Below are 23,868 nucleotides of genomic sequence, written 5' to 3' on the forward strand. Positions count from 1 at the left end.
GGCCGCGCTTCACCCGTACCCGATGAATGGGTTTTATCGCCCGGCCTCGGACAACGCCTTCGCGAGCAGGGCACGCGCCTGCTCGCCGCCGTTCTCGCGCCACTCCCGGACGATCGCGTCCACGTCGGAGAGCGGGCGGCGGCCGCGCAGCACATCGGTGAACTTCTCCTCGAACGGCACCGCGCCGGCCTTGTACGCCGTAGGCATCTCCAGCTTCAGCCCCTCCCACGGGTCGCGCTCCAGGTATCGCACGATGCTGTTGGAGTATGTGAGCACGTCCCAAACGTAGTTCGGGGTGTCGGGGAACGGGCCGACCGACGGGTTCCGGCCGCTGATGAAGAAGTACTGGTTCACATTCTCCGTCAGGGCCAGAGGGGTCCGGACCGGCCCGTCCGGTGTCGCGGTGTGGTGCTTGCCGGTGACGCCGTAGTCGCGCAGCTGTGCTTCGGCGGTGCCGAGCGGGGCCGAGCACCAGTTGATGATCCGCAGCAGTTCGTCGACCCGGTCGGGGGAGAGGTCCTTGCGGAGGAAGGTGTAGGAGATCGGCTGGTCGGCGCCCCAGACCAGCGGATCGCCGCCGGCGGCGGCGAAGACCGGCACCGGCTGGAAGTTCACCTTCGGGTTGATCTTCTGTTGCCTCGCCTGTGCCGCCTGCCAGAATCCGAGGCCGGCCTGTGCGAAGACGATGGCGCCGGAGGCGAACAGCTGGTCCTGGTCGGCGCCCTTGCTGGCGGCCAGGGCAGGGTGGACCAGCCCGTCGCGGTAGATCTTCGTCATCACCTCGAGGGCCTGCCGGTACTCGGGTGTTTCGTATTTGAACTCCGGTGTCCGGTCCGAAGTCAGGCGCCAGCCACCTTTGGCGCCAGGCACCCGGTGGTACATCTGCATCATCGCGAAGAGGTCGCTGAACGCCCACACGCCGCGGGCCGGGTCGGTGATCTCCTTGCCGAGGGCCAGCAGCTCGTCGAGGCCGGCCGGCATCGCGCTCCCGCGTGCGTCCAGCAGATCTTTGCGGGTGAACAGGGCGTAGGGGAACGGGGTGTCGGCGGGGTTGGGGATCGCGAACAGGCGCCCGTTCCACACCGCGTTGCGCCAGGCGGCGGTGGGGAAGGAGCCGAGCATGGGGTACGAGCGGACCGCCTCGCCCCGCAGCCGATCGGTGAGGTCGGTGAACAGCAGTTGGGTGGCCTGGGCGAACCGTGGGATCTTCTCGATCTCCCAGCCCGGTACGCACAGCAGCTCGGGCACGTCGCGGGCGCCGAGCATGGCGTTGAGCTTGTCGGCGTAGGTGTTGCCGTCCTGGACGGTGAACTCGACCGGCGTACCGAGTTCGGCGTTGACCGCCTGGAGGTAGGCGCTGCGTGCCGTGCCGGGTGGTGCCGGGCCCCAGACCGGGGTCATCGCGGTGATCGGCTGTCCGCTCGTGCCGGGTTTGCCGGGGATCGCGTCGATCAGGTCGGTGGGGTAGCGGGTGTAGCCGTCGGGCACCGGGCGGGTGCCGAGGATGTCGGGCTTCACGCCTATGGCGAGATCCTGCTGAGCCGGCAGGATCGCGTCGAACGCGTTCAGGTTCTGTGCGGTGCCGGATCCGGCCGGGCTCTTGCTGCACCCGGTGAGCAGGGAGCCGGCGGTGGTGGTGGCCGCGCCGAGGGCCAGCAGTTCGAGGAAGGCCCGTCGTGAGGGTGGGGATGCCATGGGTTCTCCCGTCCATGCCGGCCCAGCTTCTTTCGCGACACCGGACCCGCCTGGGATAGAAACTTTCGAATGTCTGGCGGAAACGTAGCATGGTCATTGATCGAGATCCATGATTGAATGATCGGAAAGTTTCGCTGCGAAGTGGGAGAAGAAGACCGGATGACCTTCACCAACCCGGTGATCGCCGGCATGCATCCGGACCCCAGCGTCTGCCGCGTCGGCGACGACTACTACCTCGCCTGCTCCAGCTTCGAGTACTTTCCCGGCGTACCGATCTTCCACAGCCGCGACCTGGTCGGCTGGGAGCAGATCGGCAACGCCCTGGACCGCCCCGGACAGCTGGCCCTGCCGCCGGACACCCCCTCCTCGGGCGGCGTCTACGCGCCGACACTGCGCCACCACGACGGACGGTTCTGGCTGATCACCACCAACGTCGCACCCGGCGGCGGCACCATGATCTTCACCGCGGACGACGCCGGCGGCCCCTGGTCGGATCCGATCCCGGTGCCGGGCATCGGCATCGACCCCGACCTCGCCTGGGACGACGACGGCAACTGCTGGTGCACCTACGCCGGCATCTCCCAGGTGCGCCTCGACCCCACCACCGGCCGAACCCTCGACGGCCCGCACCGCCTGTGGTCCGGCGGCCCGCACGCCCTGGCGCCGGAAGCCCCGCACCTCTACCGGATCGGCGACCACTGGTACCTGCTGATCGCCGAAGGCGGAACCGAACGGGGACACGCCATCTCGGTCGCCCGCGCCACCTCACCGAACGGGCCGTTCGAGCCCTGCCCGGCGAACCCGATCCTGACCCACCGGGGCAGTAACCTGCCCATCCAGAACACCGGCCACGCCGACCTCGTACAGGGGCCCGACGGCTCCTGGTGGATGGTCCTGCTCGGAGTGCGGCCCGGCGGCGGAACCCCCGGCTGGCACGTGCTCGGCCGGGAGACCTACCTGGTGCCCGTGACCTGGACGGACGGATGGCCGGTGCCCGGCGACCTCGTACCCGACATGACCGCACCCTGGCCCGTGAAACCACCGGCCCTGCCACCGGCCCGCGACGACTTCGACGACCCCGAACTGCATCCCCGGTGGATCTCGGTGCGATCCCGGCCCGCCGGAAGCTGGTCCACCAAGGAAACCCCCGGCTGGCTCGCGCTGCACGCCCGCGGTCCCTCCCTCGACAATCCCGGCGTCACCTTCGTCGGCCGGCGCCAGCAACATCCCTCCTGCCGGGTACGGGTCCTGCTCGATCCCGGGGCGGGGCGTGGGGGCCTGGCCGTACGCCTCGACGAACGTCACCACTACGAGCTGGAGGCCGGTGACGGCATCGTGCGGGTCACCGCCCGCCTCGGCTCCGTGCTGCACACCGTGACCACCAGACCGCTGCCGGCCGGACCGCTCCGGCTGCGCATCGACGTCATCGCCACCCCCGACGGCCACTGGCACCCCACGCAAGGGCCGGACGAACTGCACCTCGGGATCGAGACCGCGGACGGTACGTTCCAGACGCTGGCCCAGCTCGACGGGCGATATCTGTCGACCGAGGTGGCCGGTGGCTTCACCGGCCGCGTGATCGGCATGTTCGCCACCACGGGTACGGTCCTGTTCGACTGGTTCGACTACGAGCCGATCCGGTGAGGGAGGACCAGTGACCGAACATCCGCCGACCGACACCGTCAAGCCGGTCACCATCTCCTACATCGCGCAGACCGCCGGTGTCTCCATCCCGACCGTCTCCAAGGTGATCAACGGCCGTTCCGGTGTCGCCGCCGAGACCCGGGCCCGCGTCGAAGCCCTGATCAGCCAGTACGGCTACCGAAAGTCCAACCCGGTCCAGCGCACCAACCTCATGGAACTGGTCGTCGACGACCTCGAACACATGTGGGGCCTCGAGATCATCCGCGGCGTGCAGCACGTCGTCCGCGAGCACCGCGTCGGCCTGGTGCTCACCGAGTTCGGCCCCGACCGCAACACGATCCGCTACTGGATCGACGACACCATCGCCCGCCGGCCCGACTGCATCGTCACGGTCGCCCAGCTCTCCGACACCGAGCAGAACCAGCTCCGCGCGCGGGGCATCCCGTTCGTCGTACTGGATCCGGCGAGCGAATTCCCCGAGGACGTCCCGTTCGTCGGCGCGACCAACTGGGCCGGCGGCCGCTCGGCCACCCGTCACCTGGCCGGGCTCGGGCACCGCGACATCGCCATGATCAGCGGCCCGGGGCACCTCTACTGCCAGGCGCGGGTGGACGGGCACCGCTCCGCCCTACAGGCTGCCGGCCTGCCGATACGCGACCACGACATCATCCGCGCGCCGCTCACCGAGGACGGCGGTCACGGCACCGCCCTGGAACTTCTGAACCGGCCTCAGCGGCCCACCGCGATCTTCGCGGGCAACGACCTGCAAGCGGTCGGCGTCTACCGGGCGGCACGTGAACGCGGACTGCGAATCCCGGACGATCTGAGCGTGGTCGGATTCGACGACCTGCCGATCGCCGCGATGATCGACCCCGGGTTGACCACCGTGCACCAGCCGCTCACCGAGATGGCCATGGCCGCTACCGAGTTGGCCCTCGCCCTCGGCCGCGGCGAACCCGTCTCACAGACGGGCATCGAGCTCGCGACGAAACTCGTCATTCGCGGAAGCACCGCTCCCAGGGCCCCGGCAAAGTCGTGACGGTGTCCGACTTGGGGGATCTGGAGTAGAAGCGCCGCTGTTGGGTGTAGCAAGACGGGCATGACCGGTTCGAAAGATCATCAAGGTTCCTACGCCACGATGATCTATCCGAAGTGAGTCATGCCCGCACTGCCATCATCGCTGATCTCCTCTTTGTCCTGCGCACCGGCTCTGACCGTGCCCGAAACCGCTGGCGGCCTGGTGGCAGTGCTCGATTGCCTGCCTGATCCGCGGGCACGTCGTGGGGTCCGGCACCGGTTGACGGCGGTAGTGATCGCAGCAGTCTGTGCCGTGATCGCCGGCTGCCGTTCCTATACGGCGATCGCCGAATGGGTCGCCGACGTTCCGGCCTCGACAGCTCTCGCCCTGGGTATCGCCCCTGACCGGCGCCCCTCTGAAGCGATGATCCGCCGATTGCTGCAGGCCCTCGATGCGCAGCTGCTGACCACGGCGATCGCTGTCTGGCTCGTAGGCCGGGCCGAGACCTCGACAAGCCGGCAGGCCATCGCGGTCGACGGCAAGACACTGCGCGGATCCCGCACCGGCGACAGCACCGCCCGGCACCTGCTGGCCGCCTGCGATCAGAACGCCGGCATGGTCCTGGCCAGCACCGATATCGACAGCAAGACCAATGAGATCACCCGATTCGCGCCTCTGCTGGACCAGATCGGCGACCTACGAGACGCCGTGATCACCGCCGACGCGATGCACTGCCAGCGCGAACACGTCGACTACCTCGCCGAACGGGGCGCCCATTGGATCCTGACCGTCAAAGGCAACCAACCGCACCTGCACAAACAGCTCTCCCGTCTGCCCTGGCGGCAAGTCCCGCAAGCTGCCCGCCAGGATGACCGCGGCCACGGCCGCCGGGAGATCCGCACCCTGAGGATCGTGACCGTCGCCGCAGGCATCGACTTCCCGCATGCCGTCCAAGCCCTGCAGATCCGCCGTCGTAGACGCCGCCTCGACCAGCCACGGCGCTTCACCACCCAAACCGTCTACGCCATCACCGACCTACACGTCCACCAGGCAAAACCTGCCCAACTGGCAGCCTGGATCCGCGGGCACTGGACCATCGAAAACAAGATCCACTGGGTTCGCGACGTCACCTACGCAGAAGACCGCAGCCAAATCCGTACCGGCACCGGACCACACGTCATGGCCGCCCTCCGCGACGCTGCCATCAGCGCATTACGGGCAGCCGGAACCACCAACATCGCCGCCGCCACCCGCCATCACGCCCGCGACAGCAACCGCCCGTTGACACTCCTCGGCCTCATTTAGGACTTTGCCGGGGCCCTGGCACCGCTCCGCCCATCGGATAGGGCGGTTCCGCCGATGCCGGAACTTTCAGCAACGCTCGAACGGTCGCCACCTGTCACCTGGAAGATCACCCATTCCGGAACGAAACCGACCAGCAATGAGATACCTCCGGCTCCGCATGCAACTCGCCGCCATCGAATCCATGGGCGACGTCCTCGACAGCGAGGACGATCCGGAACCAGACTCGGAAGCCGACAACGACAGCGGCGATCCCGCCCAGAGCTGACACCTGTGATCTCCGTCCGGCGCTCACCAGCCGGGCGGAGATCTGCGTCTATCGGTCAGGATCGGTGGGCATCTCGTGGGGCCAGGTGAGGAACCGCCGGTAGAGCACACCGGCGTTATCAGGTGGGAGAGTTCTGATGTCGATTGAAAGGGTTGGAGCCATCCTTCGGGCTGCGTTTCCAGACGTTGCTTCCGACGATCCGGTCGCATATTTCAAGAATGAGGGTGATGTTTTCCAGGCTCTGAGTTTCTCCTGGCTCTTCTGGCCTAGACTAGTTGAGTTGTATGGAGCTGTTTTCATCGCCCTGCACGGGAATGATGAGGTTGAAATTTCTGAACGATTGAGCAAGCCGCTAGCCGATGGCCATTCTAATTGGCCGCGAATGGTATGGTCGGATGCGGTGGACAGTTACAACTGGTTTGAGCTGGATCAACTCTTCACCAGATGGAGAGGGCCGCGTGAGTTTGTGGCTGAGGCCGAAAGTGAGCTGGCTGAGATCTTGGTTCACACGTGGCGCGCGCGGTTAGTCAGCGGGTTTCCTGATCGTAGGTTCGCTGTAACTCTAAGTCCGGCCGACGAATCGGTGGGGTTGGCAATTCGGGTACGCCAGGAGTCGCCTCAGCTGGAAGTCCCGCAAGGCTGGGACGAGCGGCGGAGGTTCATTTCCTGAACCGACCGAAGAGGGGCGCTGGTGGCAAGGCACACTGGTGGCTGCAAGAACGAGTTCTGGCCCCATCTGCGGACGTGAATCGCCAGGCAGGAAGCTGCACGAGACCAGCATCGCCGCAGAAGACCGCTGACACCGGCGGACGCCACGAATCACGCCAGCCCTTGGATGAACTCCAGATCCGGGACACCGCGTTCGGCAAGCGGCCGATGTTTCCGTACCCCGCCGAGGCCAGGTTTCCCGAATCAGAGGACTGCCGAAACCAACTTCGGTACGGTCCGCTCATGACCACCGATGGCCAGCCGGATCGTGCTGATCGCGCATGATTTCCGACCCGTTGTACGACTCGGTCGCATTCTGGCGGTCGATTGCCGCCCTCTGGCTGATTTGTATGGCGACAAGTGCTTCCAGGCTTCTCTTTCAAGGCGGTCAGCAAATATTTCACGCTGCCGTGATAGCGGCCGCAATTCCATCGATACTCTTTTGCCGATGGAGAGTCGCCTCGATCAAAGAAGTTCGCGGGTTGGAGAAGATCTATAAAATGAACCCAAGGTTCCCGCCGCCCTCCTGAACCAGGTCGTGCTGGCTGATGAGCGCCGGGAACCACGTGTACTCCTCGGCGAAGCCGTGCCCCGTTTCGCGGCCCTCGTTGGCCATGTCGCTGACGGCCGGCCGGGCCTGATCGGTCCTTCTGCTGCCGGCTATTCGCAGCCGACGCCGTCGCCGTCGCGGTCGAGGTGCCGTCCGTAGCCGGGATCACCGCGGTGGATCGGGTCGGCGCCCGCGTTCCGGACGGCGGTGCAGTTCTTGTAGTACACGGCGGTGTCCGGTTCTTCGGTGGTCGGGGCGGGTTTCGGCTTCTTTGTGGTTGGTTTCGGTGTGGGTTTTCGGGTGGTGGGCCGTACGGTCGGCTTCGACGTCTTCCGGATCGCGGGTGTCGGCGAGGTAGTCGCCGCCGTGGGTCTGGTCGTCGGCGTAGTCGTGGCCGGACCGGTCTTCTGGTCCTCGTCCGGAGCCGCTGCCGCGGTCGTGGTCAGGCCGGCGGCCCTCTGTTGTCGAGGGCTGTCGGTGAAGGTGCTGATGATGCCGGCGCCGCCGCAGCAGAGGACGAGGGCGCCGAAGGCGATGAGGCTGATGAGCGGCCAGTTTGGTCGCTTGCGTGTGGGCGGCATGGCCTTGGTGGGATGTTGCCGATGCGGCGGCTGGTGAGTCACCTGGTCCACCTTGGCGCTCTCGATGATCGGCGTCGATTCTACGTTCAGGTGGTGGCGGCTCGCTGTTCGACGGGACGGGGTGGATGTTCGGGCGGGCCGCGACAGGACTGGATCCCCTGGTGGAGGACGGTCGCAGCGAGTCAGGTCCGTGCCCCGGTGTGTGGTGAGTCGACCGGCGAGGTTTCGTCGAGGGTTGCCAGGAGTCTTGTGGCCCGTTCTGCGAAGAGGTGGTCTTCGCGCTGGGCCGACCGGGTCCGCGCCTTCTCGGCCGCGGCCCGGACCGTGGTCGCTGGTTCGCCGTTCGCTTGCAGCAGGCGTGCCCGCATCAGCAGGATCAGGCCCTCGGCGTACCGCTGGCCGTGGTCCCACACGGCCCGGTCGGCGCGTTCCAGGGCGGCGGCGGCCTCGTCGGGTCTTCCGGCGGCCAGCCACATCTCGGCGATCAGCGCGTGGTGGTAGGCGATGCCCCACTGTGGGGAGTTCAGCAGGCCGGCGGCGAGAAGCCGTTCGGCCTCGGCTGCGGCGGCGGCCGGGTCGTCGCCGGTGAGGGCTCGCGCCCAGCACTGGTACTGGCGGATGTATTCGTCGGTCAGGGTGCGGAGGCGGTCGAGGCCGGCGTCGGCCCACCGGTCGCACGCCTGTTTCGCCACGGCCGGGTCGCCGGCCATGGAGGCGATCATGGTGGTGTAGTAGACCCAGACGGTCAGGGCGTACGGGTCGCCGGGCCGGTCCCAGGTGTCGACGAAGGCCAGGGCCGTCGCGACGTCTCCGTGCAGTGCGGTGATCACGGCCCGCCAGCCGGGGCCCTCGCCCGGGATGCTGCCGTCGCGCCGCAACGGGGTGTCGTGCTCCGGGGTGGCCGCTGTGGCCGGGCGGGCGCTGTCGGGAGCCGTGAACGACCGGTAGGCCGATCCGATGTTGCCGATGTCCCACTGGTGCAGACCCCAGGCGCTGTGGCCGTACGACCGGACGGCCGGATCGCTGGACGCCTGACCGTGCTGGTGCATCCGGCGTGCCAGCGTGGCGCGTTCCTGCTCCATGGAGGTGTAGGCGCCCATCGTACGAATGAAAAGGAAGTCCGCGGCCTCGGCGTCGCGTCCCAGGCTGCGGGCCAGGTATTCGGCGCGGTCGAGCAGGTCGAAGGTGGAGCTGTCGTATCCGGAGTGCCGCCGGACGACGATGGTCAGCAGGGTGAGGGCGGACAGTTCCTGATCCATGAGGCCCGCGGTCCGCGCGAGCTGCGCGGCCAGCCGCAGCTGCCGGTCGGCCGCCTGGTAGGCCAGCTTCGACGCGGCGCGGCGGCCCGCGCGCATGAGCGCCTCCGCGGTGCGGGCCGGCTCGGCGAGGGGGCCGGCGGCCCAGAGGTGGTAGGCGAGGCGTTCGGCGGCGGCCTCGTCGCCGGCGTAGATGTGATCGAGCGCGTCCGCGACGCGCAGATGCAGCCGTACGGACCGCTGCCGTGTCGTGGTCTCGGTGATCGACTCGCGGACCAGGTCGTGCGCGAACCGTACGGTCGACGGGTCGTCCGGGTTGATCTCCAGCAGGCCCAGCGCGTGCAGGGGTTCGAGGCGTTCGAGGCAGTCGGCGGCGTCGACGGCGGTGGCCCGCGACAGCAGCCGCAGGTCGACGTCGCGGCCGATGAGTGCGGCCACGTCCAGCAGTTCGGACGTGCCGTCTTCGACGCCGGCCATCCGGTCACGGACGACGTCACGGACCGTCGACGGCACTCCGGTGCCGGGTGTGGGGTCGCCGGCGAGCAGCCGGGACAGTTCCCGGACGAAGAACGGATTGCCGGAGGTACGGGTGTGGATCGAGTGGGCGACGGCGTCCTCGGGGTCGGCGCCCGTTTCGTTGCGGATGAGTGCGGCGACCTCGGTCAGGCCGAGTGGGCCGAGCCGGAACCGGCGGTGATCGGGCAACCGGCTCGCCGCGGCCAGTACCCGGGACAGGTCCGAGCCGGGCAGGGGCGCCCGGTCGCGGAGCGCGCCCACGATCGCGGTCCGGTCGGGGAGCCGGGCCGCCAGGTGACCGAGAAGCTGTAGTGATGCGGTGTCGGCCCAGTGGAGGTCGTCGAGGATGAGAAGGGTCGGCCGCTGTGCCGACGCCTGATCGATGACGGCGACGACCTGTTCGAAGAGCCGGAACTGGGCGTTGCCGTCGGGAAGTGAACGGATGCCGGCCGTGTCGTCGCGCTGTTCGAGAAGGATCCCGAGCTCGGCGGCGAGCCATTTCTCCCGTGACGGTGCGGGCAGGCTGTCGACGACCGGCCTGAGCGCCTGCTCCCACGGCCACATCGCCGGGACGCCGTCGCCCTGGAGGCAGGCGCCCCAGACGACAAGAGTGCCGTACCGGTCGGCGATGGCGGCCGTCTCCGTCAGCAGGCGGGTCTTGCCGGCGCCGGGTTCGCCTTCGATGAAGCCGATCGCTGTGTGGCCGGCGAGTGCCCGCTCCACGGTGCCGCGCAGAATGGCGAGTTCCGCGGTCCGTCCGACGAGGCCGGCGGTCGTGGCAGTGGGCGGTGGAGCGGTGACCGGGATCGTCGCCGGGCCGGCGGACGGGGACGGCGCCGAGGTCAGGACGTGCTGGTGTGCTTCCACGAGCGCCGGGCCTGGATCGACGCCGAGTTCGTCGGCGAGGCGGTCGCGGACCGTGCGGAACACCGCCAGCGCCTCCGCCTGGCGGCCGGCGGCGCCGAGGACGCGGATGAGGGCGCCCTGGACGGGTTCGTGGAACGGCGCCATCGACGCGGCCAGCTGCACCGCCGGGAGTACCCGCTCGGGTTGGCCCTGCGACGCCGCGACCCCGGACGCCGCCGCGCACGCCTCGTAGAACTCGTCGTCGAGTGCGGCGAAGACCGGCGCCGCGGCGGTCGCGGTGGCGACGCCCCCGCCGGCCGGTCCCCGCCAGAAGGCGAGGGCCTCGGCGTACAGGTCCACCGCCGCCGGCCCGGCGGCGGCTTTCGCGCGGGCGACGAGGTCGCGGAAGGTGACCAGGTCGAGCGTGCCGGGGCCGGCGGTGAACAGGTACGCGTTCGCGCGGCGGTTCACGAACGACCCGTTTGCCCGGGCGGGGAGTTCCGGCTGGAGCAGCCGGCGCAGCGAGCCGACGTACTTCTGGATGATGTTGAGGGCGCTGGCCGGGACGTCGTCGCCCCAGATCAGGTCGATCAGCTCGGTGGTGCTGGTCGGCTGGCCGACCCGGGCCAGGAGCAGGGCCAGCAGGTACGCCTGTTGCCGGGGCCCGGTGTCCACCTCGGAGCCGCCGCGCCACAGACGCAGCGGTCCGAGGATCTGCAACCGCAGAGAGTGATGGCCAGTGATGGACACGCCAGGATTGTCTCCTGCCGGTGTTGCGTGGTGGTGTCCGTGGCCGAGGCGGATTCGGCTACGCACGGGACCGCTTACGCAGAACGGTCCGGGTCAGCGTGTACGTCACCACGATCACCAGCACGGTCGGCGCGCCGACGGTCCATGCGACCCGGAAGATGTCGACGAACAGCATGCTCACGACCACGGTGGCCATCGCTACCGCCGCCGCGGCGCTGGTGCGCCAACCGCCCGGCAGCGACAGCGGTGACCGGCGTGTCTCGTCAGCGGATCGGCGGCGGCGGAAGGCCACGTGGGTCGCGAAGATGAGGATCCAGGTGAGGGCGGCGCCGAACAGGACGATGCCGAGCAGCTTCGCGAACGCGTCGTCGGGCGAGACGAGCGACACGGTCACCGCCAGGGGCAGCCCGATGGCCGACGCGGCGATCGCGTTCACCGGTACGCCGTGGCGGTTGACCCGCCTCGCCCAGGCCGGCGCCTGGCCGTCGACGGCGAGCGAGTGCAGCGTACGCGTCGACACGTAGAACACCGTGTTGAGTGCCGACAGTGCGGCCGTGAGCACCACGAAGTTCATCACCGCGGCGGCGGCCGGAATCCCCGTCCATGCGAAGACCAGCACGAACGGACTCGCGGTGAGCGCGCCGTCCGGAGCCTGGCCGACGGCGTGCGACACCGACACCACGACCACCATGCTGAGCAGGTAGAACAGGAATACGCGCAGGATCGTCGTGCGGGCGGCGCGCGGCAGGTCGCGTCCGGGGTCGGCCGACTCGGCGGCGGTGAGCGCGAGCGCCTCGGTGCCGCCGAAACTGAACGTCGCCACGATCAACGCGACGACGAGGCCGGTGAGCCCGTGCGGCAGGTACGACGGCGCGTCGGTGACCGGTGACAGGCCGGTTGCCGGCTGGCCGGGCAGCCCGACGGTGACGAGGACGGCGCCGAGGACGAGGAACACCACGATCGCGGCGACCTTGATGGACGAGAACCAGTACTCGACCGTGCCGAAGGACCGTACCGGGAACAGGTTGACCGCGATGATCGCCGTGGCGGCGAGGGCCACCGGGATCCACAGTGGCACCTGCGGCCACCAGTAGCGGACGTAGATTCCCACGGCGACGGTCTCGGTGCCGGTGCTGATCGCGACGACACCCCAGTACAGCCAACGCTGGGTGAACCCGGCGAGCGGGCCGAGGTAGCGGTGGGCGATCGCACCGAACCCGTGCAGGCCGGGGTGGGCGACCGCCATCTCGACGGCGGCGTAGGTGAGGGCGATCGCGAGGAGCCCACCGACGGCGAAGGTGAGCAGTACGGACGGGCCGGCCATGGACACGGCGAGACCGGAGCCGAGGAACAGCCCGGTGCCGATGACCCCGCCGATCGTGAGCATGCCGATCTGGCCCGAGGTGAGGCCGCGATGAAGAGAAGACCTGGTAGCAGGCGGTGACGTAACCATGTCACCATGCAAACAACGCGGTGTGGGCCGGACAACGAAGAGCAATACGCAGAACGTCAGGCAGGACTCTCGCCGGCGAGCGTCTCCAGGGCACGGGTCAGCTCGGCATGGGCCTCGACGGCGCCGGTGGCGTCCAGTGTGGGCAGCATTGCCCGGGCCTCGTTCTCGAGCCCGCTGGGCAGGCTGTCGGCGAGCATCTCCAGGGCACGGGTCAGGTTGGCGTGGGCCTCGGCGGGCTGCCCGAGCTCGGCCTGGGCCTTGCCCTGCAGGATGAGGACGAAGGCCACCAGGTCGTCATCGCGGTTCTCGATCAACGCCGGCAGCGCCTGTTCGACCGCCCGCAGCGTCTCCTCACGGCGCCCGGCGCGGTGGAAGGTCGACGCCACGCCGTACCTCGCGTGGGCCCGGACGGCGACGGCCGGCCGGGCGCCCACCGGACGCCGGTCGAGCTCGGCCAGGGCCCGCCGGAACTCGCGGACCGCCTCGTCGGGGCGGTCCAGGTACTCCAGCGCGTGGCCGCCGCCGACCACGTGATCCACGTACAGGTCGTGGTCGCCGGCCCGGTCGGCCAGCTCGCACCCGGTCTGATGGGCCCACAGCGCGTCGTCCATCCGGCGAAGGTTCAGCCAGGCGATGCCGGCCGCACTGAGAGCGCGGGCCTGCTCCCGGAGGTCGCCGATCGACTGTGCGAGCCGGTATGCCTCCATCGCCGCCTCCGCGGCCTCCTCGTAGAGGCCCATCAGATACACCGCCGTCGAGGCGTAGAGGCTGGTGTGGAAGGCCAGCTGACGCCGGTCGGGCAGCGCGCCGGCCGCGGTGCGGGCCAGCCGGCGCACCTCCCACCAGCCGCGCCACCGCAGTGTCGACTCGGAGTACCAGTGGGTTGCCGCGGCGACGTCGGCGACGAGTTGGTTGCGGCCGTCGGCGGCGGCGGTACGCAACGCCGGAAGCCAGTTGTCGACCTCCGCCCGCAGCCAGGCGTCGGCCTCCTCCAGGGTGGCCAGGGGCGCCAGGCCGGCCCAGCCGTCGGGCAACCCGCCGTACTCGGGTTCGTACCACCGGCCGGCGACGACGGCGGTGTCCAGCAGCCAGGTGTTCATCCGTTCGGTGGTCTCCGCCCGGGTGCCGGCCGGTTCCTCGGCGCTCAGCCGCTCACCGGCATAGAGCCGGATCAGGTCGTGGAACCGGTAGCGGTGGGCGCCCTCCGTTTGCAGAAGTCCGACCTCGACCAGATCCTCCAGGAGGTCCTCGGCGTCGGGCAGCGCGGCCTCGATGAGGACCGCCGCGAGCGGCGCCGCGAAATCGGTGGCCGGAATGTGGGCGAGGCGGCGGAACAGTTGGGCGGTCGCGGCGGGCAACTGGGCGTACGACAACGCGAACGCCGTCGCCACTCCGGTGTCGCCCGCCGACAGGACGGCCAGCCTGCGGCCGGCATCGGCGAGCCGTTCGATCAGCTGCCACACCGTCCATTGGGGGCGGCTGGCGAGGCGGGTTCCGGCGATCCGCAGGGCCAGCGGCAGGTGCCCGCACAGGTCGGTGACCTGGTCGACCAGCGGCGCCGTCTGAGGGTTCGCGGCCTGGATGGCGAGGGAACGGAGCAGTCCGGCGGACTCCTCCCGGGTGAGGGGCGGCAGGGCGATCCGCAGCACCCCTTCGAGGCCGCCGAGCGTACGCCGGCTGGTCACGATGATCAGGCATCTGCCACCCGCGGGTAGCAGCGGCCGGACCTGCGCCTCCGAACCGGCGTTGTCGAGCAGCAGCAGGCATCGCCGGTCATGCAGAATCCCACGCAGTTGTGCGCAGCGTTCGTCGTCGCTGTCGGCGACCTGGTCGGGCCGGACGCCGAGCGCACGCAGCAGGCGCAGCAGGGCGTCTCCGCTGGTCAGTGGCGTGGCGTCGACCCCGCGAAGGTCGACGTGCAGACAGCCGTCGGGGAAATCGGCACGCAGTTCGTTCGCGGCCCGGACGGCCAGCGCGGTCTTGCCCAGCCCCGGCTGCCCGTGCACGACGACGACCGGCGGCAGACCGTCGCCGTCGACGGCCTGCCTCGCGGCGTGCCGGACGATCTCGATCTCGGCCTGCCGGCCGACGAAGTCCGTGACGCCGCGAGGCGGCTCGCCCAGCCGGGGGCGGCCGGCCGGGCTCGGGAAACGGGCCTGCTTCGCCGCGGCCGTGAGGCCGGCCCCGGCCTTGTCGTCGAGGCCCAACCCGCCGACGAGAGCGGCAAGGGTACGGGCCTGCGGTGCGCGACTGTGCCCACGTTCCATGTCGGAGATGGCCCTGGCGCTGACGCCGGATCGCTCGGCCAGCTGCTCGATGGTCAGGCCGGCTGCCCGGCGCAAGGTTCGAAGGCGGTCGTTGAACGGGGACGTCTGGCCCGGCACCCCGTCATGATAGATCGGCCAGGCCTCAATGGACGGCGGCGCATCAGCGTGCCGCCCGCTTGATGAGATCGACCGTCGCGGCGGGCTGCGACATCATCGCGACGTGCGATGCGGCGACCTCGGTGACCCGCGACCCGGCGCGCTGCGCCATGAACCGTTGCGCCGCAACCGGAATCACATGGTCGTCACGGGCGGCGAGATACCAGGACGGGATCGTCCGCCACGCCGGAACACCGGACGGCTCCTCGAACGTGCTCGCGTTCAGCGGCCGCTGACCCGCCCACATCAGGGACGCCGTCGCCCTCGGCAGGTCGCCCGCGAACGTGTCCCGGAAGAACGCCTTCTTGATGTACGCGTCCGCGCCCGCCGGGTGCGGACGGAAGTCGAGCGCCTCCGGGGTGACCCTGCTGCCCGGGAAGCGGTACTGCAGATCCGGGAGGGTGTCGCCCTCGTCGGGAACGAACGCCGCCACGTAGACCAGCGCCTTCACGTTGGCGTTGCCGGTCGCGGCGTTCGAGATGACCATGCCACCGTACGAGTGCGCGACGAGAACGAGCGGGCCGCTGAGGGTGGCGAGGATGCTGGCCAGGTAGGCGGCGTCGGCGGCGATGCCACGCAACGGGTTCGGCGGGGCGATCACCGGAAAGCCGGCATGGGCCAGCCCGGTGGCCACCTCGTACCAGCCGGAGGCGTCGGCGAACGCGCCGTGCACGAGCACCACCGTCGGTTCGGATCGATGGTGTGCCGGCGCCGCGGGTTCCGCGAGCACGGCGCCGGTGGCGGCGGCGGTGGTTCCGGCCAGCAAGGTTCGGCGGGTAATCCTCATCTTCGTGTCCTCGGGTTCGTCTGCGGCAGTGTGCGGCTGAACCTAGGGACGGGCACTCGACGAACAGTGAACGGTCGATTCACTCGCCGGGAAGTCGGTCCTCCTAGCGTGCCGGCATGACTTCTTCGACGAGCGAGGCGGCCCGGAAATGGGGCCTACGGATTCACGTGCTCTGCTACGTGGTCTTCAATGCGGTGCAGGTGATGGTGTGGTGGATCTTCGACTCCAGCAACCACTTCTGGCCCATCTGGTCGATCGTGGCCTGGGGAATCGGGTTGATGTTCCACATCTGGGGCGTCTCCAGACCGGCCCGGGTCGGTTGACGCCGTGTCGTTCATGCTGGAGCTCGACCTTGCACCGGCGCTGGTCCACCGTTGACGTCGACCCTTGCTCGAACCGGGGCGGCCGATCAAGTGCGGGCTGGATGATCCGGCCCGGGCCGAGCTGAGTGCCTGGCTGTGGCACATTGACCCCATGATCAATGGGATGGGCCGCTTGGCGTTCGTCGTGGCGTTGGCGGCAGTGAGCACCGGCGGTTGCAGCGATGGGTCCGGCTCCGCTGTCGCCGCGACGGAACCGGCCACCGGCCTCACGGCCTCTGCGACGGAACCGCGCATCGGTGCCGAGTACGTCGCCTTGGAGGGCACCGTTCGGACCGTGCAGATGTGGTCCTGGCAGCGTCTTTCCACGAGCCTGGACAAGGCGGACCGGGCCGGCAGTGTGCCCGCTGGGCTGTGGGACGAGGCTGTGACCGATGGGATCAGGGTCGCTGGGAACAACCATGCGGGCTGTGCGGACGCCGAACTGTCACGCAAAGAAGGCGATCGGGTCGAGGTGAAGGTGACCGACTGCACGGTCGCGAGCGGGGCAGTGATCTCGGCGGTCGGGTGCGTGGTGCTGGCCCCGCCGTCCGGAACCGCGCAGGCGGCATTGGAACAGTCCTTCCAGAACGCCGGCGGGTCGGGGATGCGGTTCGTGGGGTCGCCCGCTCAGGCCACCGCGGGCACCTGGTATGTCGGTGCCTGCGACTGAGCTTGTGCTTTAACCCGTGCGGCGGGGTTTGGTGCCCTTCTTGAGGTGGGCCGGTCGTTGATGCGCCTGGCCGGTGACCAGCATGAGTCCCACGTCGTGACGGGTCGCGGTGTGTCGGTTGCGGGAGCCGGGCGGTCGTCCAGGACCGGGTCGACTCGGTTTCGGTGCACGCGTTGGCGAGGTGCTGGTCGCGCGGAGGTTTCTCAACCCCCGCCGCACCTGGGCCGCTCCGGCGCCGTCGGGCGTTCCCATGGCTGGCGCAGATCCTGCGCGAGCGGCCGGGCCAGGCGCAGCTGAGTATGCGCGGCCGGCGTGGCGTCGACCGTGGACCACCACAGCCATGCCAGCTTCGGCTCGCCCCGGTTCGGCAGGTGCTCGACGGTGACCCGCCGGGCAGCAGATCGTCGTGGCCGACCCACGCCGCCTGGCGGGTCAACCGTGGGTGCAGCCGGTACCACGCTTGGGCCCGTGCTTGGCCGTTGAGGCGGGTGTCGGTGACCGTGACAGCCTGCTCGACACCCCAGGCGTCGGCGTGCCTGGCCGGCCGCCCAGCGGCTGGTAGACGCGCGGCGGCGTCGGGCGGCGCAGCACCCGGTCGGAACGCATCCGGCCCAAGACTTCGACCGGCAGGTCACGCAGTAACCAGGCGATGCCCGGGGCCTCGTAGCCGGCGTCCAGCACGATCAGGATGTCGCGGTCTCCGGCTTCCACTGGCCGGCCTCTGTGAGGCGGGTCGAGGAACTGCCGGATCTGCGCGCACGTGATCGTGGTGACGTCCGCGCCGGCGGCCTTAGGTGTGGCAGAACGAGCGCTGCGGACTACACGCGTCGTCGGGACGCAGCCACGGCGAGATGTCCACGGCGAGCACCAAACGGCCGCCCGCTGCCCGCAGCAACGGCGAGCCGGCCACCTTCGGCGCAGCGCGTCTACCTCTATGCGACCGTCATCGCATGACGCTCAGTTACCGAAGTCGGCTCGGAGGCGGACCTGACGAGTACACGAATCTGCCGAGATGAGGGCGTTCGATCATGCAGGCCTGTGAATGCGAGGCGTGATTGCTGTGGTAATCCTCCGGGTGGTCCTCCGTGCGAGGATCGCTGTAGTTTCCACGTCCTTCACCCAAGCCAGATCGACGGCCAAGGGAGCGCCCGCATGTGGCAAACGCTGATGATCAGCCTGCTCGCCGGTGTCCTCGGCGGCAACGGCCTGCCCCATTTCATCCGGGGCATCACGCGGCGCCGTTACCCCTGCGCCCTTGGCAACGGCCCGATTCCGAACCTCATCGCCGGATGGACGGCACTGGTTCTCGCCATGGTCCTCCTTCAATGGGCCGACTACGTACGGCATCCCTGGCCCGCATTTGCCGCCGTTGCCGCCGGAGTGCTGTTGATCGGTCTGTTCCATGCTGGACCGGGTGCCTTCGGCCGGCGCGACGAGACCTCAGGTCGCGTGGAAGCCGGCGCAGGGCCACAGGCTGGTTGATCCTCCGCGTCCTCATCGGCCGCCGTCCGCTCGCTGCGTAACGTTGCATCTGATGGTGCAGTCTGAGTGCACGGTCGCACCGAAAGAGTGCATCCGGTCGAACGTCGCGGAGTCTCACTCAGGGCGAGGACAGTGACGTCGTCCCCGGCGGCCCGCCGGTGGGGGTGCATGATCATACGGAAAGGGAACCCGTGGACCGCGTTGTCGAGGCGCTGTTATCAGCCGTGGCTGTGCTGGAGGACTTCCTCCAGCACTACTCACACGAACATCTGGCGATCAACGCGCTGGAGGAGATTGCTGACAAGCTTGGCGACATGGATTCCGACGAACGCAGGAGGTCCGACGATGCGATCGCGCGTATCGCGGCCGCGCGTGATCGAGAGACGCCAAACAGCGGCGACTGGGTTCGAGAGGTCCCAGGAAAATTAGGGCTCACATAGTCAGGTTGCGGGACAAGGACGAGGCATCCTCATTTGCCGCGTAGTGCGCGGCATGCAAGGTCTACGCCTGCGTCCCCGCCACGTCGCCCGGGTGGGGCGGATCGAATATCAGAGTCAGCGAGCTCTCGTAAGCGGCAGAGTTGCCCTGGACTCCGGGCTGGTCGGGCGGCTCACTGCCACCCATCCAGACCTTCACAGCCCGATAGGCAAACCCGTCCTGGCTCGCCGCCTCGGCGCGGAATGAAACATGCTGCCCTCGCGCCAATTCACGATATCCATCAATGGCGATGGCGGAGAAGTGCACCCAGCAACCGCCCGGCACATCTGGGCCGTCAATGACGCCCCAACCTTCGTCGGCGTCGAAGGTGCGCACTAAACCAACGCTTGTCATCAGCTCAGTCTGTATGACAGCCGTCGACGTTCTTCGCCGGGCCTGCATCCTCATCTGGTAGCCGCGAGTCGCTCGCCACGGACCGTCACGGCCGCCCGGCGTCGGCCGACGCGCGCTCGTGCCGATGAGCGCTCACGTGACTATGCCGATCCCGGCTGTCCAGCGGGGCCCAGGTAAGCCCGGCTCACGCAGCCCGTCAATTCACGGGTCGCCAGGACGGCCGCCGTGGTCCGAACCTGCGCCGCGATGCCCCGGGGGCTACGGCTTGCGCGGAGGCGGGCCGCAGCGACTGGCACATCTGGTCCCTGAACTGGGAAAACGCGGTTCCCATTCTGCCACGTATGGTCCACCCGAAGCGCGTACCTATGCGCGGCCTGCCACGGTGGTAAGTCCGCTGAGTCGAGCCGGCGTGACGACACGCGACAGGTACGAGGTCGTGCTCCTGGATGGAGGCCCGGTGCGGCTGAAGATCCAGGTCGATCGGGAGTCGGCGACAGTGCTCGATCGGCTGGGCGGGCAACTGATCTAGCCGAAAGTAGTGCGGTCGAGGACCCGCGTCTCTTCGCCGCATCTGCTGCGCCGTTCATGGGTGCGACTCCGGCTCGACGGTCCGCTGAGAGTGGGAGAACGCGACCATCGGCATCCTCGTCATCATCACAACGCGACCATCATCGGTTCCGTCGTAGCTGTTGCCCATCGAGGCGAGCAGTCGCCGCGCTGTCCGCGGATGCAGTTCCTCGTAGCGAGCAAACCTCTGGGCCGCCTCCCGCGTATCCAGTATGCGCTGGTGGGGTCGCCAACGCCGGTTGCAGACCTGCACCTGTTGGGCCGGCTGTTCAGCGATGTTGCGATACCAGTCTGCAAACAGGCCCGTACCCGAGCAGACGATGTACTCGCCTGTCTCCTGATCGTGCTCGACGACCTCGACCGGTGTACGGAACACGCGCCCGGAGATGCGGCCACGGTGGGTCAGGAGGAGAATTCGCTGCCCCATCAAGAATCCGAGCCGGGCGCGGTAGAGGTAGACGGGGAGGCGGAGCAGTCGCCTCCACATCCCGGTCGGCTTCTGACGGAAGTTCCAGTTCTTCAAGCTCATCTGACAGTCCTCGATCGAACGGGTCAGCTTCAAGACACGACGCCCATTCAAGCGCCACACGCAACGAGTGGTCCAGATGCCCGCCCCTGGTTCGGACCGATTATGTCCGTTGCGGCCCGTGCGTCGATTCGCCGCGATGGTCGTTTGGATCTGCCGCGAGTCGCTCGCCACGGACCGTCACGGCCGCCCGGCGTCGGCCGATGCGCGCTCGTGCCGAGTTGAGGACGCTCTCGTTGCGTCCTGGTACTTCATTTCGCCATGGGTTACGGTCCATGTCGTGGAGGCGTCCGCCAATTTCAGCCAACAGACTCGTGCAATCTTGGAAGTGGTTGGCTGGCGACCGGGTCGCGTTGTCAGCACGACGCGCTGGGAGGTTGAACTAGCCGGAGATGGCTTCCCCGCTCTGCATCCGGTCGCTCGTCGATTCCTCGCCGAGTTCGGAGGGCTTGCAGTTCCGCATGGTGGTCCGGGCGTCACATGCGCACGTGAGCCTGTCAGCTTCACCCCGACCGACTGCTCGGGCGAGGCTGACAGATTCATCGCATGGAGTGAGCGCGTCGGCCGCGTTATCGCCCCGATAGGAGAAGTAGCCGGCGACACCTGCGGGATGGCCTGGTTAGGCATCGACGAACACGAAGAGGTCTATCTCGTCGTGAACCGTCTGGCTTCCTTCGGCCGTCTGCCCGTAGCCATGGACCACCTCGTGCTCGGTTATATGCCTGACGAGATCGACTAGCGCTTCTCGGGTAATTCGTCGCCTGCCGCACATGTAGGTACAGCATGACAGAACGGGTTACTCAATTGCCGCTGTCATCGCGTGTCCATCGACGTGACTGGCTGTGAGGTGCCCGGCGCTTCGGGGCGCTCCCGCCTCGATTCCTTGGCGGGCTCAGCGGGAAGCGTCGTTGTCCGTCGCGGCGCCGGTCCGCTGGAGTTGCGGGTAGGAGTTTGAAGTGGGCAGGCCGACCGAGGCCAGGAGTGCCAGCTTGTCAGCGTTGCTGGTGCCGGCGTTCGGGTGGTACACGACCAGCATCAGGCCGTCGGTTCCGTCGATGCGCAGCCGCTCGCGGTTCAGGGACAGTTCCCCGACCTGAGGATGATTCAGGCGGACCGGCGCCCCTTGTTGCCCGCGCACCTCATGGCGGCCCCAGAGCTGGCGGAAGCGCGGGCTCGCCAGGGAAAGCTCGCCGGTCAGCTCGATGAAGCGGGGATCGTCGACGTCGTTACCCACGGCCTGTCGCAGGTTGGCGATGAAGCACTCCGTGACGGCTTCCCACTGTGGGTGCAGGGCCTGCTCCGCCGGGTCGAGGAACAGGTCTCTCAACTGGTTGCCACCCACGGCCAGGCCGGGAGAAAGTGCTCTCGCCAGGCTGTTCGAGGCCAGGATGTCGAAGTAGCGGTCCTCGATGAAGGCGGGCTGGACAAGGGAGTCCATCAGTTTGAGCGCGCCGGGTGGCGGGGTCTGTTTGCGCGGTCGGCGTCTGCGCCGGCGGGGAGCTTCGCATGCCAGCGTCAGCAGATGAGCGAAATGCTCCTCGTTGAGGTGCAGAACGCGGGCGATCGATTCCAGCACCTGCACGGAGGGGTTGCGGTTGCGGCCCCTCTCCAACCGCAGGTAGTAGTCGGCGCTGATGCCGGCGAGCATGGCGACCTCCTCGCGTCGCAGTCCCGGCACACGCCGCACACCCACGTCGGGAATGCCCGCCTGCTGAGGCGTCACCAACTCGCGTCGAGCCCGTAGGTACGCCCCCAGGGCATTCGTTGTCTCACGCACTCGGCCAGCGTAAAGCTCCGTGCGGGGTACAGCGGGGGCCCTGTCGTACCCCTGGCATCGCAGTGCTCTGGCTCGCGTCATGAGTCGCTCATAACGTGCCTCATGGCCCGATCGGGCTACGCGATGCGATAGGAGACACCGACAAATGACCGTCACCCTTATCACTGGAGCCAACAAGGGCATCGGTTTCGAGACAGCCCGCCAGCTCTCAGCATTGGGCCACATCGTCTACGTCGGCGCGCGTGACGCCGAGCGGGGCGAAAAGGCCGCGGCGACGCTGGGTGCGCGTTTCGTACAGCTCGATGTGACTCGCGACGAATCGGTGGCCGAGGCGCTGGCGACGATCGGTGCGGCCGAGGGCCGGCTCGACGTTCTGGTGAACAACGCCGGCATCCTCGCGAACGAGGCCCCCACCGGTCCGGCGGCTCTCCGGGCTTTCGACGTCAACGCTGTGGGAATGGTCCGCGTCACCGAGGCAGCCCTGCCGCTGCTACGCAAATCAGCGAACCCTACGGTGGTCACCGTATCGAGCAGCATGGGATCTTTCTGGGCAGTGACCAACCCCGAACGGCCGGAATTCGGCATCCCGCTGGCCCTCTACGCGGCGTCCAAGGCAGCAGCGACCATGCTCACCATTCAGTACGCCAAATCCCAGCCGGGCATCAAGTTCAACGCGCTCGAACCCGGCACCACCGCCACCGACATGACCGCCGCCTTCGGCATCGGAAGGCCCGTGCAAGAGAGTGCTGCGGTCGTCGTGCGCCTGGCCACGCTGGGCGCTGACGGCCCAACCGGAACCCTACGGGACGAGAACGGCGAGTTGCCCTTCTGAACCGCCAATCCGTGTACGCGGCGCAGCCGCGTACACGGATTGCTTCTCCCGGCCGAGGCTCACTTCTCTTGCCGCAGACAACGCGCGCTTGGTTCTGTCTCTGCCCCGGCTCCGGCACTTGCTGTAGTCGCCGTTGATGACGCAGCGGTCTAGCGCGTGGCGATGCTGCGGTGGAGCCGGAGGCTGAAGCACGAGCTCAGTGCCTGTCCCTCTGGTCCACCTGGCATGCGGCGTCGATGCGGCTGCGGCGTGATCACGGCGGATAGGGTTGGGGGGTGACCGATCCTTTCGTGCACAGTGATCCGGCCCGGCACCTGCTGGTCCAGGCGCACTACCGGCGCCTGCCGGACGGTACGCAGCAGCGCACCCCGATCGCGCTGGACGAGGCGGCGGCGAGCTTCACCGAGCTGATCGAGCTGGGCCGCCCCGCCGAGGTGCGGCTCGATCCGGACGAGGGGCGCGACGAGGTCGCGGCGTTCTCCCGGCAGCGCGCCAAGGTGATCGCCACCCTGCTCGACGAGTTGTCCCGGCGGCTTGCGCCCGGCTTCGGGGCCGGTGCTATCGAGAGTGACGGCTCGCTCAGTGAGCTCGCCGCCCGGACCGCGTGGCATCTGCGCAGCGGCACCGGGTACTGAGCAGGAGCCGGCCGTGACCATGCCCCAACCCGAACGCGACCCGGCCCAGCACTGGCTGAGCCGGTTCGCCGTCGAGCGGCACCCGGACCGGCTGCGGGCCGAACCGCTCGACGAGTACGTTGCTGCCGCCCGTCCCGCGCTGGCGGCCGGCGCGGCGATCGACGATCCCGGCGCCTCCGGCTCGCGGGACATCGTGGCGATCTCCGTTCAGCGCGCCGGCGTGATCGCCGACCTGCTGGACGAGTTGGCGGAGCGGCTGCGGCCGGGCGTCGAGGCGGGCCCGATCCGGTCCGCCGGCGAGCTCAGCGGCCTGGCCCGCGAGCTGGCCGAGGACATGTACCGCCGGGCCACCTGACCGGCACCTGTTCACGATGGTGGTAGCGGGCCGC

General features: G+C 68.7%; 23 protein-coding genes. 13 read left to right on the plus strand and 10 right to left on the minus strand.

Annotated features, from left to right (window positions below; genetic code table 11):
• Window positions 1-33: 33 nt before the first annotated feature.
• Window positions 34-1,695 carry an extracellular solute-binding protein gene (locus BJ964_RS30225; protein WP_188123848.1) on the minus strand — a complete coding sequence of 554 codons (1,662 nt, stop codon included), beginning with the start codon at window positions 1,693-1,695 and terminating at the stop codon, window positions 34-36.
• Window positions 1,696-1,854: 159 nt separating this feature from the next.
• Here BJ964_RS30225 and BJ964_RS30230 point away from each other — a divergent pair, with 159 nt between their 5' ends.
• The 5 genes from BJ964_RS30230 to BJ964_RS30245 all read left to right on the plus strand — a co-directional run bounded on the left by BJ964_RS30230 (window position 1,855) and on the right by BJ964_RS30245 (window position 6,597).
• Complete coding sequence (locus tag BJ964_RS30230) at window positions 1,855-3,339, plus strand: glycoside hydrolase family 43 protein (RefSeq protein ID WP_188123849.1); 1,485 nt, start codon at window positions 1,855-1,857, stop codon at window positions 3,337-3,339.
• Between the two features lie 10 nt (window positions 3,340-3,349).
• Window positions 3,350-4,378, plus strand: coding sequence for a LacI family DNA-binding transcriptional regulator (locus tag BJ964_RS30235; RefSeq protein WP_188123850.1), 1,029 nt, complete (start codon window positions 3,350-3,352; stop codon window positions 4,376-4,378).
• A 120-nt stretch (window positions 4,379-4,498) separates the two neighbouring features.
• Window positions 4,499-5,662: an ISAs1 family transposase gene (locus tag BJ964_RS30240; protein WP_239163898.1), complete on the plus strand. Its 1,164-nt coding sequence runs from the start codon at window positions 4,499-4,501 to the stop codon at window positions 5,660-5,662.
• Between the two features lie 136 nt (window positions 5,663-5,798).
• Complete coding sequence (locus BJ964_RS48260) at window positions 5,799-5,927, plus strand: hypothetical protein (protein ID WP_262479375.1); 129 nt, start codon at window positions 5,799-5,801, stop codon at window positions 5,925-5,927.
• 136 nt (window positions 5,928-6,063) lie between these two features.
• The gene (locus tag BJ964_RS30245; RefSeq protein WP_188123851.1) at window positions 6,064-6,597 is read left to right on the plus strand and encodes a hypothetical protein; all 534 of its coding nucleotides are present in this window, start codon (window positions 6,064-6,066) and stop codon (window positions 6,595-6,597) included.
• A 698-nt stretch (window positions 6,598-7,295) separates the two neighbouring features.
• Here the strand turns inward: BJ964_RS30245 and BJ964_RS47450 are convergent.
• The 5 genes from BJ964_RS47450 to BJ964_RS30270 all read right to left on the minus strand — a co-directional run bounded on the left by BJ964_RS47450 (window position 7,296) and on the right by BJ964_RS30270 (window position 15,797).
• Complete coding sequence (locus BJ964_RS47450; RefSeq protein WP_223149633.1) at window positions 7,296-7,808, minus strand: excalibur calcium-binding domain-containing protein; 513 nt, start codon at window positions 7,806-7,808, stop codon at window positions 7,296-7,298.
• A 140-nt stretch (window positions 7,809-7,948) separates the two neighbouring features.
• A complete protein-coding gene (locus tag BJ964_RS30255) occupies window positions 7,949-11,134 on the minus strand; it encodes a BTAD domain-containing putative transcriptional regulator (protein WP_188123852.1) in 3,186 nt (1,061 codons plus the stop codon).
• 58 nt (window positions 11,135-11,192) lie between these two features.
• On the minus strand, window positions 11,193-12,587 hold the full coding sequence (locus BJ964_RS30260; protein ID WP_188123853.1) for an amino acid permease: 1,395 nt from the start codon (window positions 12,585-12,587) through the stop codon (window positions 11,193-11,195).
• 56 nt (window positions 12,588-12,643) lie between these two features.
• The gene (locus tag BJ964_RS30265) at window positions 12,644-14,971 is read right to left on the minus strand and encodes an ATP-binding protein (protein ID WP_188123854.1); all 2,328 of its coding nucleotides are present in this window, start codon (window positions 14,969-14,971) and stop codon (window positions 12,644-12,646) included.
• Between the two features lie 43 nt (window positions 14,972-15,014).
• Window positions 15,015-15,797: an alpha/beta fold hydrolase gene (locus tag BJ964_RS30270; protein ID WP_188123855.1), complete on the minus strand. Its 783-nt coding sequence runs from the start codon at window positions 15,795-15,797 to the stop codon at window positions 15,015-15,017.
• Between the two features lie 116 nt (window positions 15,798-15,913).
• On the opposite strand from BJ964_RS30270, the gene BJ964_RS30275 reads away from it, so the two are divergent.
• Both BJ964_RS30275 and BJ964_RS30280 read left to right on the plus strand, forming a co-directional pair.
• Window positions 15,914-16,120, plus strand: a complete 207-nt coding sequence (locus BJ964_RS30275) for a 2TM domain-containing protein (protein WP_188123856.1) — start codon at window positions 15,914-15,916, stop codon at window positions 16,118-16,120.
• Between the two features lie 64 nt (window positions 16,121-16,184).
• Window positions 16,185-16,829 carry a hypothetical protein gene (locus BJ964_RS30280; protein ID WP_188123857.1) on the plus strand — a complete coding sequence of 215 codons (645 nt, stop codon included), beginning with the start codon at window positions 16,185-16,187 and terminating at the stop codon, window positions 16,827-16,829.
• A 432-nt stretch (window positions 16,830-17,261) separates the two neighbouring features.
• Here BJ964_RS30280 and BJ964_RS49460 read toward each other — a convergent pair whose 3' ends face one another.
• On the minus strand, window positions 17,262-17,765 hold the full coding sequence (locus tag BJ964_RS49460; protein ID WP_328515440.1) for a transposase: 504 nt from the start codon (window positions 17,763-17,765) through the stop codon (window positions 17,262-17,264).
• Between the two features lie 216 nt (window positions 17,766-17,981).
• Between BJ964_RS49460 and BJ964_RS30290 the strand changes: the two genes are divergently transcribed.
• Together BJ964_RS30290 and BJ964_RS30295 are read left to right on the plus strand one after the other, a co-directional pair.
• Window positions 17,982-18,311, plus strand: coding sequence for a hypothetical protein (locus BJ964_RS30290; RefSeq protein WP_188123858.1), 330 nt, complete (start codon window positions 17,982-17,984; stop codon window positions 18,309-18,311).
• Between the two features lie 191 nt (window positions 18,312-18,502).
• Complete coding sequence (locus tag BJ964_RS30295) at window positions 18,503-18,751, plus strand: hypothetical protein (RefSeq protein WP_188123859.1); 249 nt, start codon at window positions 18,503-18,505, stop codon at window positions 18,749-18,751.
• A gap of 61 nt (window positions 18,752-18,812) precedes the next feature.
• Here BJ964_RS30295 and BJ964_RS30300 read toward each other — a convergent pair whose 3' ends face one another.
• On the minus strand, window positions 18,813-19,142 hold the full coding sequence (locus BJ964_RS30300; protein WP_188123860.1) for a cold shock domain-containing protein: 330 nt from the start codon (window positions 19,140-19,142) through the stop codon (window positions 18,813-18,815).
• 583 nt (window positions 19,143-19,725) lie between these two features.
• Window positions 19,726-20,238, minus strand: coding sequence for a nitroreductase family deazaflavin-dependent oxidoreductase (locus tag BJ964_RS30305; protein ID WP_188123861.1), 513 nt, complete (start codon window positions 20,236-20,238; stop codon window positions 19,726-19,728).
• Between the two features lie 277 nt (window positions 20,239-20,515).
• Between BJ964_RS30305 and BJ964_RS30310 the strand changes: the two genes are divergently transcribed.
• The gene (locus tag BJ964_RS30310; protein WP_188123862.1) at window positions 20,516-20,974 is read left to right on the plus strand and encodes an SUKH-3 domain-containing protein; all 459 of its coding nucleotides are present in this window, start codon (window positions 20,516-20,518) and stop codon (window positions 20,972-20,974) included.
• Between the two features lie 153 nt (window positions 20,975-21,127).
• Here the strand turns inward: BJ964_RS30310 and BJ964_RS30315 are convergent, their stop codons facing one another.
• On the minus strand, window positions 21,128-22,012 hold the full coding sequence (locus tag BJ964_RS30315) for a helix-turn-helix domain-containing protein (protein ID WP_268248038.1): 885 nt from the start codon (window positions 22,010-22,012) through the stop codon (window positions 21,128-21,130).
• A gap of 145 nt (window positions 22,013-22,157) precedes the next feature.
• Here BJ964_RS30315 and BJ964_RS30320 point away from each other — a divergent pair, with 145 nt between their 5' ends.
• The 3 genes from BJ964_RS30320 (at window position 22,158) to BJ964_RS30330 (ending at window position 23,834) form a co-directional block, all read left to right on the plus strand.
• Complete coding sequence (locus tag BJ964_RS30320) at window positions 22,158-22,844, plus strand: SDR family NAD(P)-dependent oxidoreductase (protein ID WP_188123864.1); 687 nt, start codon at window positions 22,158-22,160, stop codon at window positions 22,842-22,844.
• 275 nt (window positions 22,845-23,119) lie between these two features.
• A complete protein-coding gene (locus BJ964_RS30325) occupies window positions 23,120-23,479 on the plus strand; it encodes a hypothetical protein (RefSeq protein ID WP_188123865.1) in 360 nt (119 codons plus the stop codon).
• 13 nt (window positions 23,480-23,492) lie between these two features.
• The gene (locus tag BJ964_RS30330) at window positions 23,493-23,834 is read left to right on the plus strand and encodes a hypothetical protein (RefSeq protein WP_188123866.1); all 342 of its coding nucleotides are present in this window, start codon (window positions 23,493-23,495) and stop codon (window positions 23,832-23,834) included.
• Window positions 23,835-23,868: the final 34 nt, after the last annotated feature.

Source organism: Actinoplanes lobatus, assembly GCF_014205215.1.
Lineage (GTDB): Bacteria > Actinomycetota > Actinomycetes > Mycobacteriales > Micromonosporaceae > Actinoplanes > Actinoplanes lobatus.

What these genes read in the sequence shown, in the direction of transcription:
- BJ964_RS30260 (WP_188123853.1), bottom strand. Translation starts at nt 12,587, where the DNA reads ATGGTTACGTCACCGCCTGCTACCAGGTCTTCTCTTCATCGCGGCCTC.
- BJ964_RS30240 (WP_239163898.1), top strand. Translation starts at nt 4,499, where the DNA reads ATGCCCGCACTGCCATCATCGCTGATCTCCTCTTTGTCCTGCGCACCG.
- BJ964_RS30290 (WP_188123858.1), top strand. Translation starts at nt 17,982, where the DNA reads ATGTGGCAAACGCTGATGATCAGCCTGCTCGCCGGTGTCCTCGGCGGC.
- BJ964_RS30245 (WP_188123851.1), top strand. Translation starts at nt 6,064, where the DNA reads ATGTCGATTGAAAGGGTTGGAGCCATCCTTCGGGCTGCGTTTCCAGAC.
- BJ964_RS30320 (WP_188123864.1), top strand. Translation starts at nt 22,158, where the DNA reads ATGACCGTCACCCTTATCACTGGAGCCAACAAGGGCATCGGTTTCGAG.
- BJ964_RS30305 (WP_188123861.1), bottom strand. Translation starts at nt 20,238, where the DNA reads ATGAGCTTGAAGAACTGGAACTTCCGTCAGAAGCCGACCGGGATGTGG.
- BJ964_RS30270 (WP_188123855.1), bottom strand. Translation starts at nt 15,797, where the DNA reads ATGAGGATTACCCGCCGAACCTTGCTGGCCGGAACCACCGCCGCCGCC.
- BJ964_RS48260 (WP_262479375.1), top strand. Translation starts at nt 5,799, where the DNA reads ATGAGATACCTCCGGCTCCGCATGCAACTCGCCGCCATCGAATCCATG.
- BJ964_RS30275 (WP_188123856.1), top strand. Translation starts at nt 15,914, where the DNA reads ATGACTTCTTCGACGAGCGAGGCGGCCCGGAAATGGGGCCTACGGATT.
- BJ964_RS30300 (WP_188123860.1), bottom strand. Translation starts at nt 19,142, where the DNA reads ATGACAAGCGTTGGTTTAGTGCGCACCTTCGACGCCGACGAAGGTTGG.
- BJ964_RS30225 (WP_188123848.1), bottom strand. Translation starts at nt 1,695, where the DNA reads ATGGCATCCCCACCCTCACGACGGGCCTTCCTCGAACTGCTGGCCCTC.
- BJ964_RS30230 (WP_188123849.1), top strand. Translation starts at nt 1,855, where the DNA reads ATGACCTTCACCAACCCGGTGATCGCCGGCATGCATCCGGACCCCAGC.